This is a genomic window from Lentzea sp. NPDC004789, from assembly GCF_053601075.1.
Map to the genome: position 1 here is coordinate 133,010 of NZ_JBSGBE010000020.1, position 17,890 is coordinate 150,899.

Consider the following 17,890-nt stretch of genomic DNA (forward strand, 5'->3'; position numbering starts at 1 on the left):
GCACGCCGGGGAACCGGGAGTGTGGCCGGGACGTGGCGCAGTTTGGTAGCGCACTTGACTGGGGGTCAAGGGGTCGCAGGTTCAAATCCTGTCGTCCCGACGGTCTGAATCAGCCCGCTGATTCTGGGTGAAAACCCAGGTCAGTGGGCTTTTTCGTGCGCTCGAAACGATCTTCCCTCGACCGTCCACAGTGGCCTGTACTGGTGGGTAACCCAGGTTTTGGGAGGATTTTGGGAGGATCCGTTTCTCGGCGACGAAATGGGGTCGCGTTAGCGACTGCGAATCCGTACTCCGCCTGGGTGGTTCTCCGCTCCAGCCTTCAACGGCCCCGCCGTCGTCCACTGGGCGACTGGGACGACGAATCACCTAGCAGAACGACCAGCGCCAGTGCGTGGGAGGTGATTCACCGATTGTCGGCCAGGGCGCTATGGGGGTGATGAGCTGTTTGCCAGCAGGGCAAGGCGCAGTGGCCGCCGACCCTTATGGCCGACTGTCCTTGTTGGATCTGTATTGGCTCCGAGTTGGGCTGATTTGGTGCGCAGCGGCTCGGGTCTTGATTGCTTCGACGATTGGTGGACACGCCGGGTGGCGGGTCGGCTGTCGGCTGCGGTGATCGTTGGGGTCACGCCCGAGCGGGACGTGTGGCGGTGTTGGTGCGGCTCAGTGAAGGGCCAGGTGCGCGGCCTGACCCTCTGTGGGTGGTGGCCGACCGTCTCGCGGCGCGCCCGGCGGTCTTCGCTCCCCGTGGTCAGGTGTGAAGGCTCAGCACCATTTCATTCTTTCGAGCGTCAGGAACCAGCCGGCAGCACGCCGGGTGTGTTCGTCAGAGCACGCGCGGGTGGTCTGGGAGGTCTCGCACGCCCTTCGTGGGACCAATCAGCAGGATCAGTGCCGACAAGGCCAAGAGTCCGGTCATGACCCACATCGTGGTCCGAATGTCCAAGGACGTGGCGAGGGCTCCGGCGAGCAGTGCGCCGAGCGGGATCGTGCCGTAGTTGAGGAACTGCATCGTGACCGTCACGCGGCCCATCAGTTCGGAAGGGCAGTAGTTCTGCCTGAAGCTGCTCCTGATCACGTTGCCCGAAACGACGCCGGCGTTGACCATGAGACCGCCGATGACGGTGAACGCGAGCAACGGGCCGTTGGTGGCCAACGGCATCAGAAGGCCGAACGGCATGGTGCTCATGGCACACACGAGCAGGCCGCGCCCGGTGCCGAACCGTCGCGTTACTTTGCCCGCGAGCAGTGCGCCGAGGACTCCGCCCGCGCTCGTGGCGGCGATGATCACGCCGGTGACGCCTGTTTCGACGCCTGCTTCGCGGACGAGGAAGGCTACGAACATCGACGCGAGCCCTGCCGTCGCGAGGTTGCAGATGGCGCTGTACAAGGTGAACACGCTGAGATAGGGGTCGGAGGCGACGAATCGCTTTCCTTCCATTATCTCCCGGAAGATCGGGTGCTTCTTCGCTGCCGAGGGGCGGCGTTTCTCGCGGTGTTTGATCTTTGCGAGACAGACGAAGGACGTGGCGTAACCGGCCACGTCGACAAGAATACCGGTGACCGGGCCGAACAGTTGAGCGAGAAGGCCGCCCACACCGGGGCCAGCTACCTGTGCGGCAGCCGTGGCGCCCTGGAGTTTCGCGTTGGCTTCCTGGCGTTGGTCCTTCTCCAGTAAAGACGGCAGGTACGCGCTGCTGGCTGTTTCGAAGAAGACGGTGGTGGTGCCGACCAGAAGAATTGCCGTGAGCAAGTGGGCGATCGTGAGCTGGGTGAGGAAAGCGGCCAATGGGACGCTGAGAAGGCTCATCATGGCGATCCCGGTGGCCAGCAGCATCACCGGGCGGCGAGGCAGGCGGTCCACCCATGCGCCGGCCGGTAGTCCGATGATCAGCCACGGAAGCCAGGAAGCCGCGTGCAGAAGACCCAGAAGAAGTGGCGAAGCGTCCAATGTGGACACTGCGACCAGTGGGACGGCCACAGTGGAGACACTGCTGCCGAACTTGCTGGCGGTCTGGCCAAACCACAGCAGTTTGAAGTCGTGGTGCCGCAGCAGGCCGGCCTGCCGATGGTCGATCCCGTGCTCTGTTGTCACGGTTGTGCTCGCCCCCATTGCCCCCGTCGGGTGAGACCGGCTGACGGTGTCACCCGGCTCGTTCCAGCCGTCGGTGGACAACTGTGCCACGAGAACGCAAGGCGCTGCCCGCAAGTGCGCGTCTCGGCTGACTGTGAATTCAACAGAACCGTCGTGAACCTGGTCGGTCACTGCTACGCTGCGGCTGATCCGGGCCTAGGGTGGCCCGCTGAATTGGGGGGTGCTCAGCCGTGGAAGAGCTGCTGGAGAAGGTCAACGCGCTTCGCGAGCAGGCAAATCTGACCGAGGTTTTCGATTCGAAGACGACCGGTGAGATGGCGTGTTGCTCCCAGTCCGTGCCTGGCCGGTGACTGTCGCCCGTTGAAGTGCGTCCCTGACGGGACGGTAGTGGTGAAGGCGGTGTGCTGCAGGTCGGCACGCCGCCTTTCAGTATGAACCTGATCGCCGCGGAGCTCTCTATTTCCCGGATGGAAATGCTGTGACTGTGCACGTGTTCGTCGGCCCCACATTGCCGGGCGAGGCGGTACTCGAAGTCCTCCCCAGCGCCGTTCTGCATGCACCTGTGGCGCACGGAGACCTGCTGCGGATCCCGTTCACGCCAGCAGACGTCGTGGTGATCGTTGACGGCTACTACCACCAGTCCGCGGCCGTGCGCCACAAGGAGATCCTGGCCGTGCTCGACGCCGGTGTGAGAGTGATCGGCTGCTCCAGCATGGGCGCGCTACGGGCTGCGGAGCTCGACGTGCACGGCATGGTCGGCAACGGCTACGTCTACGAGATGTTCCGCGACGGTGCTGTGGACGCGGACGACGAGGTGGCGGTCGCGCACACACCGGCACCTGAGTACCGGAAGCTGAGCGAGCCGCTGATCACCATCCGGTACGCCGTTGCTCGCGCCGTCGGGGAAGGCCTTACCACAGCCGCGGAAGGGAACGCCCTCATCGCGTTCGCGCGGGACCTTCCCTACACGGCCAGGAGCTGGCGTGCGGTCGGCGCGGTGATCTCGCGTGAGGCACCCGAGCTGAGTCAGGTGTTCTCGGGAATCGACGAGTTCAGGTCGGCACGTGGGACCGAGCTTGACGTCAAAGCCGCTGACGCGCTGAACACCCTGAGCCGGGTGTACGAGCTCGCGTGCGGCGCGAGCCCGCACGACGGTGAGGCGGAGAACGTCTTCACCCGGGAGTGGCGCGCGGACTTCGTCGGCGTGCTGGTTCACGACGTGCACGTCAGCAACGGGGACGTCCTGCGGTACCAGCAGGTCTACCTGGAGGACTTCCCGCGGCGGTGGCAGGCGTTCGCGCTGGAGCGCGTCGCTGCGTCGTCGCAGGCCGACGATCCGAGTGGGTCGGCCGAGGATCGGGCTGTCGAGGCCGCGGCGGCGAGTGGACTGACCCCGGAGGCGCTCACGGCCGAGCAGCGGGCCGAATGGCTCACTGCTGCGGAACGGTCCGGAACGTCCGGGTACGACCAGATCGTCAAGGTGCTCCGCAGGTCGTACCGCTCGCCCAGCCTCGCGCACGACCTGATGGCGGCCGATCAGGACCTGGTGACCGACGCCAGCGTGCAGAACGCCGTGGCGGAGGCGATGCTGATCAACCGCGAGGTCGCGACCTGGGGTGCGACCCACAGCATCGAGCATGTGAAACCGGAGGTCCTGCGCGGCCACCTCGCGGGCGTCTGGAAGGTGCCGGGCGACGACGAGGAGCTTCTCGCCGCGGCCCGTGACAGGGGGCTCAGGTCGTTGGACGAGGCCATCCGAGCGGTGCGGCCCTTCTACCTGCGGGCGCACTTCAACGCCACCGCGGACGCGGCTGCCGCTGGCCAGGCGGGATGAGCACGCGGGAAGTCGCAGCCCACCCGGCCGCGTGCGACAAGAAGCTGTTCGTCGAAGGCACTCACCGGATCCGCCGGCCGGAGGACACCTGGCGGATCATCCAGCCGCACCTGCCGAGCTTCGGCATCACTCGTGTCGCGGACGTGACAGGACTCGACACGCTGGGCATCCCGGTGACGATGGCGGTGCGCCCGCGGGCGAAGAGTCTGAGCGTCTCGCAGGGCAAGGGACAGACCTTGCTGCTCGCGCAGGTGTCCGGAGCCATGGAGTCGATCGAACTCTGGCACGTGGAGAACGTCGAGCTCAAGCTCTGTCACGGCAGGACTCCGTCCCGTGCCCTCGCCCTGCCGTATCGGGCCGAGGACCTCGTCACCCGCTCCGGTGGGCTGGTCAGCGACCTGACGCCGCTCGACTGGGTGTCCGCGACGGGCATGATCACTGGGCGGACCGTCCCCGTGCCGGACGAGCTCGTTCGCTGGTCGACTGACAGGGGATGGCGGCCCTGCGGCCTGGAGTGGAGCAGCAACGGCCTCGCTTCCGGCAACTCCGTGCAGGAGGCCGCTCTGCACGCCCTCTTCGAGATCGTCGAGCGCGACGCGATCAGCCGCAACGGCGAGCCCGGCGAGCTGGCGCACGTCGACCTCGGCTCGGTGCAGGACGAGCGCTGCGCGCAGTTGATCGAGAAGGTGCGGGCGGCCGGTGCCCGCATCGACATCGGTCATCTGCCCAGCCGCTTCGGAGTGCCGTGCTTCGCAGCGCGGATCTGGAGTCCTGACTTCCCCGTGATGTGCCTGGGGTGGGGCGCCCACCCCGCGCCGGAGATCGCGCTGTCCCGGGCGATCACCGAGGCCGCGCAGAGCAGGCTGGCCGGCATCGTCGGCACCCGCGACGACCTGCCGTCCGTGTACGGCACCGTCAGGCTCGGGAACGAGGAACCGCCGCCACCGTCCGTCGTAATGCCGTGGCAGGAGCTGCCAGACGTCCCCAGGAGGAGGTTCACGGGCATCGAGGCGGAGCTCGGCTGGATCTCGGCGGAGGTGGCGGAAGTGACCGGGGGCGAACCACTGCTCGTCGACCTCAGCACGATCGACGACATCGCGGTGGTCAAGGTGATCGTGCCAGGAGTCTCGCTGAATCTGGCACGGGTGCACCCAGGAGCCTGACGGTCACCTCACGAGCTCGGACGTCAGGTCCTTGTGGATCGAGATGCCCGCGCGAATCCCGCTACCCATGGCCTCAACGAGCAGGTAGTAGGGCAGAGCGGCGTTTCCGGCGACCCAGATCAGCGGGTGCTGGCTGCGGCCTTCGCCGTTCACCTCCGGAAGTCCGGTGCGTGATGGCGGCAGGCCGAGCATCTCCGACAGCGTCTTCCTGGCTCGCTGCACACCGAGCAGCAGGACCGCGCCCGCCCGGACACGCCTGCCGCCCGCGGTCACCAGTTCGACTTCGCCGCTGGGCAGCGTTTCCGCCTCCGCGACGGTGTCGGCGATGATCTCGCCGCCGGTCGCGCGAATGTGATCGGCCTCGGGGGACCGGGTGGCGCTGGGATCGGCGACCACGACCGTGAGAGAGCTCGCGTGTGCGGCGCACAGCAGAGCGGTGTGCACGGCTTGTTCGTCCGCGCCGACGACAGCGAAGGCGTCACCCTCGTGGTCGCTCGCGTGGCAGAACGGGCACGTGAAGACTGATCGTCCCCAGGCGCCGGCCGGTATCCACGGCGGCAGGTCGTAGTCCAGCCCGGTGGCGAGGAGTAGGCGCGCTGCGGTGAAGTGGCCGGCGGCGGTGAACACCTGCAGGCTGCGCTGGTCGTCGTCGACCGTGATCTTGTCGACCTCCTGCCGCACAACGGCGACGCCGAGCTCCGCCAGCTCCGCCTCCATGGTGGCGTAGAGGTTTTCCGGTGTGACCCCTTCGGCGAACGGTACGTTGTGCACCTTCGCCGCCGATGAGTTGGCTCGGTCGGTCAGCCCGATCACCGCCACCCTTCGCTTGCAGCGTCCCAGGAACGCAGCCGCCGCGAGGCCCGCTGCTCCCGCACCGACAACCAGCACCTCGTAGTGGGTGCTCGGCTCGTCAAGGTCGTGAGGCATGTGCTGGTTCCGTCCTGTCGGGATTGTCGGCATCAGCTTCGGAGAGGTGGTAGGCCGCCTCGGTGGTGATCCTGCGCGCGGCCTCGTCGTCACCCAGCGCTGACCGCAGTGCGGCCGCAGTGCTCAAAGCTCTTGCCGTATCGAGGAGATATCCGTGGGCGCGGCTCGAGTCAGCCGCCAGCTCGGCTTCCCTCACGGCCGCATCGAGATCACCGCGACTCCGCAGGATCTCGGCCAGCTCGTGGCGAGCCCGCGCCACCTCGCGCGGACGTTGGTCGGACATCCCGCGCAAGACCAGCTCCTCAGCGACCGCGAGGTCGCCACGTCGGCGATAGCAGGCGGCCAGTCCGCGAGCCACTGGTGCCCGCCAGTGCCGCACTCGATCGGCGGTGCGCTCCTGGGCGGACGACAGGTGCTCGAACGCCCGGTCCACGTCGCCGAGGCCCAGGGCGATGCGACCAAGGATGGTGTTCGATCCCGTCGCGAGCCACGGCGACTGCACCTTCTCGGCGAGCTCGAGGGCCTGCCTGCCGACGGCGTCGGCCTGGTCGAGCCGCCCCGCCTCCAGGTGCACCTCGGCGATGCTGCGCATGATCTCGCTGGCGTACTGGGGATAACCGAACTCCCGCATCGTCGCGAGGGTGTCCTGATAGAGGGAGAGCGCGCTGGCCAACCGGCCACGCCACAGCTCGGTCAGCGCGATGCTCGCGAGCAGCCGCGCGTCCATCGGTTTCAGGTCGGGCGTGGTGGTCAGCTTCCTGGCGGCCTCGAACTGGAGGAGTCCTTCCGTTGTCCTGCCCGTCGTCACCAGCGTGGTGCCGAGGTTGTGCAGCGCGTTTACGAAGCCGGAGGTGTCGGCGGCCTTCTCGAACAATGCCGTGGCCTGACGAAAATACTTGATCGCGGAGTTGTAGTCGCCTTCGTCGAAGGTGACCGAACCGACGCCGGAGAGCGCCCGTGCCTCGCCCGCCTTGTCCGCGATCTCGTTGAACAATCCAGAGGCACGGGAGAAGTGCGCGCGCGCCAACGCGTGCCGTGACTGGTTGAATTCGAGTCTGGCGAGGCCGGACTCCATCTCGGCGCTGGCCTGTGCGTCCCCGCGCTCGCCTGCCGCGGAGGCAGCGGCAGTGAGGGTCGCACGCCACATGGTGTCGAGCCGCTGCCGCTGGAAGTAGGCATTGAGCTCCTTGGCCAGACTCCACGTCGGGAGCCTCGTGCTGTGGCCTGCCGTGTCGCACACCAGGGCGGTCATGTTCGCGGCCTCGTCCTTGAGCCACTGACGTGCTTCGTCCGGCGTGGACAGCGGTGGAAGCGCGAGATCGGGCGGCGGAGCGTCGTCGCCGGAAGTCTCCCGGCGGGTCCCGTGCGCCAGGGCTTCTGCGGCTCGCGTCGTCTCGAGGTAGTGGCCGAACAGCCGCCTCATCGCCTGTTCTCGCTCGCTGGCGCTGTCGTGCGCCAGGCACTTCGTCCGCGCGAACTCGTTGATGAGGTCGTGGAAGTGGTAGCGGCCCGCCGACCGGATCTGCAGCAGGTTGGCTGTGGTCAGGTGCGTGAGCATGCGTGCGGCTGACGCCGGAGGCACGTGCGCGAGAGCTGCGGCCGCGTACTTGTCGAAGTCTGGTCCCGGGATGAGGCTCAGCAGCCTGAAGTACCGCGCCAGCTCCGGCTTCAGCACGCCGTAGGAGAGGTCGAACGTCAGGTGCACCGCCGCCTGCTCGTCGCCCTCGATGCTCATAGCGGCCAACCGGTCGCTGTCGCGAAGCTCGCGCACGTGGTCGGCGAGGTCCAGGCCGAGGAGGTCGACGTTCGCGGCGGCGATACGGATCGCGAGCGGCAGGTACCCGCAGGCTGCTGCGAGCTCGTCGGCGGCGGCGAGGTCGGCTTCGACGCGGTCGGCGCCGAGCAGCGTGGCCAGCAGGTCCCTCGACTCCTGTTCGCTGAGCAGGCCCACCGGGAACCGCCGGGCGCCGTTGATCGCAACGAGGCCGTTGAGGTTGTCCCGGCTGGTCACCAGCACTACGCAGTTCGGACTGCCGGGGAGCAGCGGGCGTACCTGGTCAGGACTCACGGCGTTGTCGAGCACGACGAGCACGTGCCGGTCACCGAGAACGGACCGGAAGAGGGCGCTCTGGTCGTCGTTCTCAGCGGGGATCTGCTCGGGCGGGACACCGACCGCGCGCAGCAGCCGGGGCAGCGCGTCGGCTGGTGCCACCGGCGGGTTCGTGGAGTAGCCGCGAAGATCGATGTACAGCTGGCCGTCGGGAAACCGCGAGCTGAGCCGGTGCGCCACGTGGACGGCCAGGGCTGTCTTCCCGGCACCTGGAGGCCCGGCGAGGACGACAATCGGCACGGCGTGCGAGTCCGGCCTGGCCGGGTCGGTGAGTTCCTCGATCTGCCGAAGGGGTGTCCGCCGTCCCACGAACCCGGCCACGTCCGGTGGGACCTGGCGAGGCACGACCCAGTGGCCGGTCTGCGCTCTCTCGACCGCGACCGGTGCCTGGCGGCCTGAGGCCGGAGCCAGCTCGCCGTTGAGGATTTGCTGGTGCAGACGTTGCAGCGGCTCGCCGGGGTCGACGCCGAGCTCGTTGCGCAGCAGGCCGCTCACCTCGCGGTACGCCGCCAGCGCGTCAGCCTGGCGCTCCGCGCGGAGCAACGCGAGCATCAACTGGCTCCACAGGCGCTCGCGCAGGGGATGCGCGGTGGTCAGCCCTTGCAGCTCCGCCACCAGGCCCGCGTGCAGGCCCAGTTCGAGGTCGACCTCGATCCGCCGTTCGAGCGCCTCCAGTCGCTCCTCCTCCAGCCGAGGCACCTCGTAGTGCTGGAGGAAGTCCGACGGAACGTCAGCCAGCGGCGCACCTCGCCACAACGCGAGCGCGGCGCGCAGTTCCTGCCCCTCGGTGCGTAGGTCCGCCTGGATCCCCGCCTGCTTCGCGCGCGCCACGTGCCCGCGGAACCTGCTGAGGTCGACCGCCTCCTCCGGCAGCTCGATCAGGTAACCGGCCGGGTGCGTGCGGATAAGGCCACCCGCCTCGCCGAGTATGTTGCGCAGCCTCATGACGTAGGTCTGCGCCGCATTCCGGCTGCGCTGGGAACCGTCGTTCCACAGCCGCTCCGCGAGCTCCTCGAAGGACAGAGGCCGGTTGCCCTGCAGCAGGAGGCTCGCCAAAGCGATCCGCATCTTGGGCGCACTGATCAGCACAGGTGTCCCGGCGATGCTCGCGGTCAGGGTGCCGAGAATCCCGAACGAGATGGGAGTGCCTTCACCGCCTGCCAACTGCCGTGCCCTCCCCACCACCGGCCGCCCTTAGAACAACCACGCTACCGCATGGTGACTGGGGCCGGCGCTGCTCGGCGGACGACGGAAAGGCCTGCTCAGAGGATGACGCGGCCGCGCAGGATGATCCGGCTCGGGCTGCTCAGCACCCCTGGGTGCTCGGTCGGGTCCTTGTCGTAGGCGACGACATCCGCCCACCCTCCGTCGGTCAGGCCCGGCAGTCCGAGCCAGGACCGCGCGGTCCACGAAGCCGCGCCCACGGCGACGGCAGGGGGCAGCCCGGCACGGATCAGCCACTCGATCTCGCCCACGATCTCGCCACACGGCTTGCTGTCTGTTCCCGCCAGTACCGTCACGCCCGCCTCGTGCGCCGCCAGCGTCATCGGGGCCAGGCCATCCCACCCGGACTGCAGCCAGTCGCGGATGTGCGCGGGTTCGCCTCGGCCGAGTTGCTCCGCGGTCTTGGCGAACGTGGTGAAGGTCGGTACGAGCGCCGTCCCCTGCTCCGCCATCCGAGGGAGCAGGGAGTGGTCGAGATGCATCCCGTGCTCGAGGCTGTCCGCTCCGGCGAGAACGGCGTGCGCACATCCCTCTGCGGTCTGGCAGTGCACGGCGACGCGCCCACCGATTGCGTGCACGGCCTCCACCGCTGCGGTTAGCGCGTCAAGCGGCACGGGTGGCGCGCCGGGCGACCAGTCGCCGATGATCTTGCACCAGCCCGAGGACGCCCGCGCTTCCTCGACGGCCGCTGCGGCGAGATCGTCCTCGCTGACGTCGCGGCCGAACCCTTCGAAGAACCTGCCAGGGGTCGCGAGCCATCGTCCGCCGGTGCGCAGTCGCGGAAGGTCGACGTCGTCATGCGTGCGATGGGACAGGGGGTCGGCGGATCCGGGCGATCGCACGGCGAGGACGCCCGCGTTCCGGTGCTGGATCATGTGCTCGCGGAACAGTGCCAGGTCGAACTCGTCGCCGGGCTTGTCCGTGCCGGGATGCGAGTGGACGTCGACGAGTCCCGGGAGCAGCCATCCGCCGTCGATCACGAACTCGCCGCCATCGGCGGGCGCGGTCCGAAGCTGGTCACCGTCGATCTGCAGGACAACCTCCTCGCGCCCCGGCAACGCGATCCCCCGAACCTTGAGTGCCACGCACGATCTCCCCTCGCGGTGCAGGTAACGCCCTGCGTCAATCAGGAGGGCGTTCCAACCCTCCTGGTGTCACTTTCGCCCCACTGTATCCACCGGCCGGTAACAAACGGCGTCAGCGGTCCGTCATCGAGCAGTCATCGAGCGCGCCCAGTATTCGACTCGAGGGTCCACGGGCGAGCTTCGAACGGCGGGTACACGGCTTCCGGGGGCGGTGTGGCGAACAGCAGGTCTGTGTCGTCGAACGGCCGTGAAAATATGAGGGTTGGAGGTGTGAGTGTTGCTGAAGAGCGACTGGAATGGTGCGCCGTCACGTCTGAATGCATGAACTGACCTGATTTTGTAGAGGTATCTTGAGCTCAACGCGTGATTCTGATGACGCGGGCGGGATTGCGTTTCCCGTATGGTATGCCGTTCGAGGCGGGCCGTATTCGCGCATCTCGGCAACATGGATCGGATGGCTCGAGACGATGGTTGTGGAGCATCAGGTTCATGACACGTGCTGCTCCGAAGCTCAGGTATTGATGTTCAGGAAATCCTGCGGGGGGATCTAAGTATGGGGACCGACGGAGCAGCCGACGTCCATTTTGAAGTCGATCATCGGGCCGATGTGCTCGGTGACGGCGTTCAGTTCGTCGCCGAGGTGACTGCGGCGGTGTTGTCGAGCATGCCGATGCAGCGGACGCTCGGTGACGACGCCGAGAAGATGCGCAAGCTGGTGCAGCGCGCGGTCGACAAGGCGGTGACGGCATTCGCGACCGAGCACGACAACGAGGGCGAGCCGCGCCTGGCTATCGCCCAGGCCCTCCTGAGCGGCCAGCCCGTCGACGACCTGGCCGCGGCTACCCGCACTCAGCTCGCCGACGCACACGTTGTGCTGATGGTCGATGGCGGTGTCGGTGGCTCAGACGTGGTCCATACCCTGTTACCCTCACAGGCCAACCGCAGGACCGCCTTGGTAGCACCGAGTGGGAGGCACCTGTTCGTGCTGGTCCCGGTCCCGCGGCCGGCGAACGCCGAGGCAGTGATCACCACCATGCGCGAGCGGAACGCCGGCTTAATGGTCGCCGTCAGCGTCGCGTCTACTCGGGACAGTGTGCCGCGCGCCGCGAACGAGGTTCGGATGGTGATGCGCGTGGTTCACGCGCTCAACCGCGATCCGGCCGTCTACCAGCTCGAGGACGTGCCGATCGAGGCCGCGCTGATCAGGTCGCCCGACTCCGCCAAACTGCTCGCAGCCCGGCTTGCCGCGCTGCCGAGCAGCGGTGCGCCACTGCTGGAGACGCTCTTCTCCTACCTCGATCACGGTGAGGATCGCACACATGCAGCACGGGAGCTGCACGTGCATCCGAACACGCTGGACTACCGGCTGAGGCGGATCCGCGAACTCACCGGTCTGTCGCCGTGGCGCCCGAGGGACCTCCAGACGCTCGGGGTGGCGGCGATCGCCTTGCGGCTCACCGAAGGGGCGGATCTTTCGGCTGCGAGTTGAGACGGCGGCACTCCGTTCGGACAGCGGTCTCACCGTCCCGGCGAGACCGCTCCACGTTGACCGGTGAGCGCCCGCAGTTCACCCGGCATCGAGGTGAAACCTGCGGGCACGAGCTCCGGGGCAGGCGGTGCCCGACGTTCCTCCAGTCGTTCGCGCCGGTCCAGTCGGATGCCGCGGTTTCCCAGGCGTCCGGCGCTGACGGGCTCCTGGTTCAGCTGTCTGTGGTGGAACCGAGCACGCGGTCGTCCACCCAGGTGAACCGCAGCTCGGAGGTGTAGCGGTGTCCCTCGTGGTCGGTGAGCCACAGGTCGTCGTGCGTCGGTGACATCTCGACGAACGTGATGGTCTTGTCCGCGAGCCGCTCGTCGGCGCTCGTACGGCGGATCATCTTGGCCAGTGCGTTGACGTAGAAAGGACTTGCGAAATCGACGTACACCGGCTTCTCGGCGGCCTTCGACTTGACGAAGACGTGGCGGGGCATGCCCTGCTCCGCCGCCCACGCCCTGGTGTTGACGAACCTCTTGACCTCGTCCGCCCCGGTGGCGAAGGCGAGCTCTGCGGAGGCGAACCGCCAGCTTTCCCGCGCGACGATCAGACGGTCGATGCTCACCCGTGGCATGTACGGGCGGTCGGCAAAGAGCTGGAACCGGTCGATCACCATGCCCATCAGCATTTCCGCGAACACGTCGATGAGTTCGAACGTCTCTCCGCCGGGCAGTTGTACCACGACCTGCTCGCCGTCGTCGTGGACCGCGACGTCGCGGCTCAGCACGAGGGTCGGCCGGTCGGCGGCGACGGTGTGGTGACTGAACTCCACCATCAGGTCGCGGTCGCGGATCAGAGCCGGGTGCGTGCGCACGGACAGCCGCGGCGGGCTTTCCTTCGGCAGCACCATCAGCAGCCGCGGCTGCGGGAAGTCTTGGTCCACTGAGGACAAAAGTTCATTCTCGTCGGGATGTTGGGTGACAAAGCAATAGCTGCGCACGGTGTTGATGGCCATGTGGACCTCGCCGAGGACGAGTTCGAAGTCGCCGTCCCGCAGGGCGTTGATATCCGCAGCCGACACCATCATGTCGGGGCAGAAATAGCGCGCTCCCGCCCAGCCTGGACCCGGTGCCGAAAACGCCTCGGTGACCAACGGCAGCAGTTCGTCGTACGAGTACGAGACCGTCCGCGTGCCGTCTGGGACGGTGACGATCGCCGCCCACTTCTTCGCGAACTCTTCCTCGATGGTTTCGATCGAGGACTCGATCGACCGGTGTAACGGGCGCAACGACTCGAACCAGACGGTGGAGAGGTCTACCGGTCCGCCGTGCTTGGTCACTGCCTGGTTGTACACGTTGCGCAACGTCTCCCGGACCTCCTGACCGAGGCGCCAGCAGAACCAGCGCGCGGCGCGGCCGAGCAGCGTCAGCGGACGGGCAGCGTCCAGCAGGTCACGGCCGACCGTGATGTCGAGGTCGCGGCTGCTGTCGTGATAGACGAGTGTACGGCCGCCGTACGTGCGGCCCTCGTTGCGCGTCGATGAGGCACCGGTGATCGAACCGAACAGCGTGTCCAGCTCTGTCAGCGCGTCCGCCAGTGCGTCTGCGGAATCGCTGTTGCGCACGCGGTCGCGGGCGGCTTCAAGTGAGTCCAGCCAGTCCAGGGCTCGACCTCGCAAGCCGTCATCATCGACGCCGCCGAGGAACGTGCGGAGGTCGCGCTCTGGCCACGGCCCGATCGGCAGCTCCAGCTTCCACGCGATCCACCGGCGCCTGCGCAGCATGTCGAGGATCGAGAGCACCGCTTCCAGATCCAGGCCGGCACTGTCGGTGAAGTCGTGGGCCCGAGTCTTGCCGTCGCAAAGCCGGAGCACTCGCGCCTGTTCTGGGGACAGACGCACGCGCGGCCCGATCGGCGGCACGACCTCATCGCCGTCCATCCGCACGAACGACAGACGTCGTGGCATCAACCACGTGTTCATCGACGGCAGTTCCTCGATCGCCTCGGCCAGGCGATCGACCGCCCACGCCTCGAAGAACACGTCGCTGCTGCGGAGAAGCCGCTTGCCCGGCTGGCACCGCGTGGTGTCTCCATCGTGCAGGACGCCCCAGCCGGAAGGACCGAAGAAGCCGATGGTGTCGTTCTTGACGCAGTACCGCTGCCAGTAGTTGGCGATGAGCTCCTCACGCTGCCTGTGCTTGGAGTGCCGGTTGTCGGTCGCCGCGTCCCAGCGCAGGAAGGGCCGGATCGCGCCGTCGACGAGCCTGTGGTTCTGCCACGTCACGGCTCTGAGGAAGTCGTCGCGCTCGGCGATCGACTGGAGGCGGGTCGACAGCACCGTGCACGCACGGTCGAACTCCGCGCGGAAGTCTTGCCAGGGCTGGGGGTTCTCCTCACCGGCCAGCGCATCGGCCCTGCGGGCCAGCTCTTCGTCGGCCAGCAGCAGCACGCCGTCGGCCGGAAAACCCGATCCCCGCACGAGGACCTGCTTCCACCAGCGCCAGTCGTCCATCTCTTCGGTCCGCATCCCGCTCACCCCCGGCGATGCCGTGGGCGGGTTCACGAGTTGGCGCTTTCTTCGGTCAGCGCGTCCGCGCAGCTCGACGCTGTGGGATAGACGAAGAGGATCAGCGGATCGATCTCCTTGCCCAGCGACTGGGAGATCGTGTACGACACCTCGACTGCCAACAGCGAGTCGCCGCCCACGGCGAAGAAGTCGTCCTCCACGCTGAGCGCGGGCTTCTGCAGTGCGTCGCGGAACGCCTCGACAATCGTCGCTTCGAGTTCCTTGGTGCTCATGTCCACTTCCCTCAGTGATCGCTTGCCTGTGCGCGTACCGCGTCGAGTTGTTCCAGTCCTTTGAGGACGATGTCGGTCTCGATGCCGAAGTCGATCAGGCAGGCGATCTCGTCGACACCTGCCTCTCGGCACCTCGCGACGACCTCGGCCGCGTGTCGCGGCCCGCCGATGAGCCCGTCGTGGCGCAGGTAGCGATCAGCGGCCGGACGGACTGCCGCTCGCGCCTTCTCTCCGACGTCGCTGCCCGCGCTGTGCGCGGAACCCGGCCGGAACGGACTGAGCGCCCCGACGAGGTAGCGCTCCAGCGGCTCGCGCGCTACGGCTTCGGCGCGGTCCGCGTCGGCATCGACGAAGGTGTGCAGCATCAGCGTCACGTGACCGCGCCACGACGATCCCGACGCGGCGAGCTCGCGGCGGTACTCGGTGACCTTCTTCGCCAGTTCGCTGAAGTCCTGCTTCACCAGATGGGTCAACACCCCGGTGCCGGCCCGACCCGCGGCGCGGAACGTGTCCACCGTGCCGGCGGAGGTGAGCCACAGCCGCAGCGGTCCCACCGGACGGGGGAACGCCGTCACCTCAGTCGCTCCGTCACGCCACGGTTCCCCGCGCCACAACCCGCGCAAGGTCTCCACCGCATCTACGTTGGAGTCCCGGCGGCTCTCGAAACTCTCCGGACGCAGCACGAAGTCGCGCTGGTTCCACCCGGAAGCGAGCGAGAGCCCGACTCGTCCGCCGGAGAGGTTGTCCACGACGGCCCACTCCTCGGCGAGCCGCAGCGGATGGTGTAGCGGAGTGACCACGCTACCCGCGCGAATCTGCACTCGGTCTGTCACCGCCGCGACCGCGGCACCGACCACGGCCGGGTTCGGGTAGACACCGCCGACGGGGTGGAAATGGCGTTCGGGAACCCAGACGGCAGTGAACCCGTTCTGGTCGGCGAACCGGGCGCCGTCCAGCAGCAGCCGGTAGCGTTCACCGTTCCCCTCTTCGGCGAAGTAGAAAAGACTGAACTCCACAGCAACTCTCCGATCGCGGACTGCCTCGTCAGCTCGAGACGATCTGGTTCTTGGCGTCGACGTGGACGACGGTGGGCTGGTGGCTCGCCACGTCGTCGTCCTCGATGTCGGCGTAGGTCACCAGGATCACGAGGTCTCCGGTGTGCACCAGCCGCGCGGCGGCGCCGTTGAGGCAGATCTCGCCGGGGCCGCCGGTGATGGCGTAGGTCTCGAAGCGGGCGCCGTTGTCGATGTCCAGAACGGCAACCTGTTCGTTCTCCGCGATGCCCGCCGCCTCCATCAGCACAGGGTCGATGGACACTGATCCGATGTAGTTCAGGTCGGCGGCGGTCACGGTGGCGCGGTGGATCTTGGCGTTGAGCATCCTGCGACGCAACGAAGTTCTCCTCACGAGTAGTGGTTGTGGGTCTGCGCGATGCGGGAGGTTCCCGGCATCCGCGCGGTGCCTGCACTTGCTGTTCGCCCGAGCAGTCCACCGGTCGCGGATTCGCCGGCTGGCGGCGGCGCGGAGAAGGTGCATGTGCGCCGATCAGGCCACCTCGCGCCCTGGGCGAGCCCGGTCGGCGAGCGTCCGGCAGATCCGGGGATTCCGGGGTGACGAGCCCGCCGGCATTCGTGCTCCTCGTTGTTCGACGCCATCGAAACAATGAACGTGTTGCGACCCGCGCGGAAGCACGCCGAGGCGAATCCGTTTTTCTCACAAACCTCTCGGGTTGAGCCGCACAGCTTGCACACAATTCACAACGACGTTTGGCGTCCGTCCCATACACAAGCCGCCTGTGGCTGTGCCATGGTGAACCCGGCCGCTACCCGCGATCTGTCCGAGAGGAAGCTGTGACTTCACCCAGCCCGAGCACCCTGTGGCGCGACCGCAGCTTCTTGTTCCTCTGGTTCGGCCAGTCGATCAGCGAGGTCGGGACCGCCGTCACCACGATCGTGCTGCCGCTGCTCGCCATCAGCCTGCTGAACGCCGGACCCGGTGAGCTCGGCGTTCTCAAGGCGATGTCGTGGGCCGCGGTGCTGGTTGCCGCCGTGCCCGCGGGCGTCTACGTCGACCGGGTCAGCAAGCGCAGGTTGATGCTCGTTTGCGACGTCGCCCGCGCGCTCGTGCTCGCGTCGGTACCGCTGTTCGCCTGGTTCGGCTGGCTCTCGATCGTGTGGCTGTGCGCGGCGGCCTTCGTCGTCGGCGTGCTGAGCGTGACCTTCGGCATCGCCTACCACTCCTACTTCCCGACCTTCGTGCGACGCGACCAGCTCGCCGACGCCAACGCCAAGATCCAGACCACGGACTCGTTCGCGCGGGTGAGCGGGCCCGGCATCGGAGCGTTCCTCGCCGGCGCGATCGGCGTGGCCGCCAGCCTCGTCGTGGACATCGTGTCGTACCTGGCCAGCGCGGTGTCGCTGTTGTTCACACCGAAGGACCTGCCCAGGACGAACACCGCTGACCAGCGGCCGAGGTGGCGCGACTCGGTCAAGGAGGGGTTCACGTTGCTGGTGGCGAACCCGCCACTGGCGCGGACCGCGCTCACCACGATCGGCTCGATGCTCGCCCTGAGCATGATGAACGCCGTCTTCCTGTATCACCTGGTGGTCGAGGTCAAGCTCTCCACCGCGGTGGTCGGGCTCGTCTTCCTCGTCGGTGAGGGTGGCGGACTGCTCGCTGCGGTCTTCGCGTCGAGGATCATGCGTCTGGTGGGCAGCGCCCGGATCATGTGGCTGGTCGTGTTCCTCAGCCCGGCCGGGTACCTGGTGGTGGCTGCTCCCGGACTGCCCGCGGTGTTCGCAACCGCGTACCTGCTGCTCACCTCGTGGAGGTTCGTGCTGTTCGACATCGCGCAGTACAGCTATCGCCAGTCGGCCTGCCCTCTGGAGAAGCTCGGCGCGGTGACCGCGAGCATCCGGTTCTGCATCGGCGCCGCCGGCGTGGTGGGAGCGCTTGCCGGAGGCTGGCTCGGAGACCTGCTCGGCGGTCGCGGCTCGATGCTGGTCGCAACGACGATCATGTGCGTGATGGCGTTGCCGGTGCTGTTCTCCTCGATCAGGCACACGAGGGAAATCGAAGATCTTCCGCGCATTTCCGCGCCGCACGAAAAAATTACCGCAGAGCAATAGGGGAACCGTTTTCGACGGCTTGTCGGAGTGCAAGCCGGGTTCTGTTGCGCGCGC

At 67.5% G+C, this 17,890-nt stretch carries 12 protein-coding genes and 1 tRNA gene; 5 read left to right on the top strand and 8 right to left on the bottom strand.

Annotation, left to right across the window (positions count from 1 at the left end):
• Positions 1 to 26: 26 nt before the first annotated feature.
• Positions 27 to 100 (top strand) — tRNA-Pro (locus ACWEIJ_RS35960).
• A 723-nt stretch (positions 101 to 823) separates the two neighbouring features.
• Here the strand turns inward: ACWEIJ_RS35960 and ACWEIJ_RS35965 are convergent.
• Complete coding sequence (locus tag ACWEIJ_RS35965) at positions 824 to 2,173, bottom strand: MFS transporter (protein WP_449841712.1); 1,350 nt, start codon at positions 2,171 to 2,173, stop codon at positions 824 to 826.
• A 397-nt stretch (positions 2,174 to 2,570) separates the two neighbouring features.
• Between ACWEIJ_RS35965 and ACWEIJ_RS35970 the strand changes: the two genes are divergently transcribed.
• The gene (locus tag ACWEIJ_RS35970; protein ID WP_449841713.1) at positions 2,571 to 3,926 is read left to right on the top strand and encodes a TfuA-like protein; all 1,356 of its coding nucleotides are present in this window, start codon (positions 2,571 to 2,573) and stop codon (positions 3,924 to 3,926) included.
• On the top strand, positions 3,923 to 5,089 hold the full coding sequence (locus tag ACWEIJ_RS35975; protein WP_449841714.1) for a YcaO-like family protein: 1,167 nt from the start codon (positions 3,923 to 3,925) through the stop codon (positions 5,087 to 5,089). The genes ACWEIJ_RS35970 and ACWEIJ_RS35975 overlap by 4 nt, the downstream gene beginning before the upstream one ends.
• Before the next feature lie 3 nt (positions 5,090 to 5,092).
• Here the strand turns inward: ACWEIJ_RS35975 and ACWEIJ_RS35980 are convergent, their stop codons facing one another.
• The 3 genes from ACWEIJ_RS35980 to ACWEIJ_RS35990 all read right to left on the bottom strand — a co-directional run bounded on the left by ACWEIJ_RS35980 (position 5,093) and on the right by ACWEIJ_RS35990 (position 10,435).
• Complete coding sequence (locus ACWEIJ_RS35980; RefSeq protein ID WP_449841715.1) at positions 5,093 to 6,016, bottom strand: NAD(P)/FAD-dependent oxidoreductase; 924 nt, start codon at positions 6,014 to 6,016, stop codon at positions 5,093 to 5,095.
• Entirely contained in the window at positions 6,000 to 9,290 is a 3,291-nt protein-coding gene (locus tag ACWEIJ_RS35985) for a BTAD domain-containing putative transcriptional regulator (protein ID WP_449841716.1), read from the bottom strand. The genes ACWEIJ_RS35980 and ACWEIJ_RS35985 overlap by 17 nt, the downstream gene beginning before the upstream one ends.
• A gap of 98 nt (positions 9,291 to 9,388) precedes the next feature.
• Positions 9,389 to 10,435 carry an amidohydrolase family protein gene (locus tag ACWEIJ_RS35990; protein WP_449841717.1) on the bottom strand — a complete coding sequence of 349 codons (1,047 nt, stop codon included), beginning with the start codon at positions 10,433 to 10,435 and terminating at the stop codon, positions 9,389 to 9,391.
• 553 nt (positions 10,436 to 10,988) lie between these two features.
• On the opposite strand from ACWEIJ_RS35990, the gene ACWEIJ_RS35995 reads away from it, so the two are divergent.
• Positions 10,989 to 11,924 carry a PucR family transcriptional regulator gene (locus ACWEIJ_RS35995; RefSeq protein WP_449841718.1) on the top strand — a complete coding sequence of 312 codons (936 nt, stop codon included), beginning with the start codon at positions 10,989 to 10,991 and terminating at the stop codon, positions 11,922 to 11,924.
• Positions 11,925 to 12,135: 211 nt separating this feature from the next.
• Here the strand turns inward: ACWEIJ_RS35995 and ACWEIJ_RS36000 are convergent, their stop codons facing one another.
• The 4 genes from ACWEIJ_RS36000 to panD are packed head-to-tail and all read right to left on the bottom strand — an operon-like array spanning position 12,136 to position 16,100.
• Positions 12,136 to 14,436: a lantibiotic dehydratase gene (locus tag ACWEIJ_RS36000; protein WP_449841719.1), complete on the bottom strand. Its 2,301-nt coding sequence runs from the start codon at positions 14,434 to 14,436 to the stop codon at positions 12,136 to 12,138.
• Between the two features lie 32 nt (positions 14,437 to 14,468).
• Positions 14,469 to 14,708 carry a phosphopantetheine-binding protein gene (locus ACWEIJ_RS36005; protein ID WP_449841720.1) on the bottom strand — a complete coding sequence of 80 codons (240 nt, stop codon included), beginning with the start codon at positions 14,706 to 14,708 and terminating at the stop codon, positions 14,469 to 14,471.
• Between the two features lie 11 nt (positions 14,709 to 14,719).
• On the bottom strand, positions 14,720 to 15,724 hold the full coding sequence (locus ACWEIJ_RS36010) for a MupA/Atu3671 family FMN-dependent luciferase-like monooxygenase (RefSeq protein ID WP_449841721.1): 1,005 nt from the start codon (positions 15,722 to 15,724) through the stop codon (positions 14,720 to 14,722).
• A 28-nt stretch (positions 15,725 to 15,752) separates the two neighbouring features.
• Entirely contained in the window at positions 15,753 to 16,100 is a 348-nt protein-coding gene (panD, locus tag ACWEIJ_RS36015) for an aspartate 1-decarboxylase (protein WP_449841722.1), read from the bottom strand.
• A gap of 458 nt (positions 16,101 to 16,558) precedes the next feature.
• Between panD and ACWEIJ_RS36020 the strand changes: the two genes are divergently transcribed.
• On the top strand, positions 16,559 to 17,836 hold the full coding sequence (locus tag ACWEIJ_RS36020; RefSeq protein WP_449841723.1) for an MFS transporter: 1,278 nt from the start codon (positions 16,559 to 16,561) through the stop codon (positions 17,834 to 17,836).
• Positions 17,837 to 17,890 lie beyond the last annotated feature (54 nt).

Excerpts from the sequence above, each read along its gene's own strand:
- ACWEIJ_RS35975 (WP_449841714.1), top strand. The coding sequence starts at position 3,923 with ATGAGCACGCGGGAAGTCGCAGCCCACCCGGCCGCGTGCGACAAGAAG.
- ACWEIJ_RS36005 (WP_449841720.1), bottom strand. The coding sequence starts at position 14,708 with ATGAGCACCAAGGAACTCGAAGCGACGATTGTCGAGGCGTTCCGCGAC.
- ACWEIJ_RS35980 (WP_449841715.1), bottom strand. The coding sequence starts at position 6,016 with ATGCCTCACGACCTTGACGAGCCGAGCACCCACTACGAGGTGCTGGTT.
- ACWEIJ_RS35995 (WP_449841718.1), top strand. The coding sequence starts at position 10,989 with ATGGGGACCGACGGAGCAGCCGACGTCCATTTTGAAGTCGATCATCGG.
- ACWEIJ_RS36000 (WP_449841719.1), bottom strand. The coding sequence starts at position 14,436 with ATGCGGACCGAAGAGATGGACGACTGGCGCTGGTGGAAGCAGGTCCTC.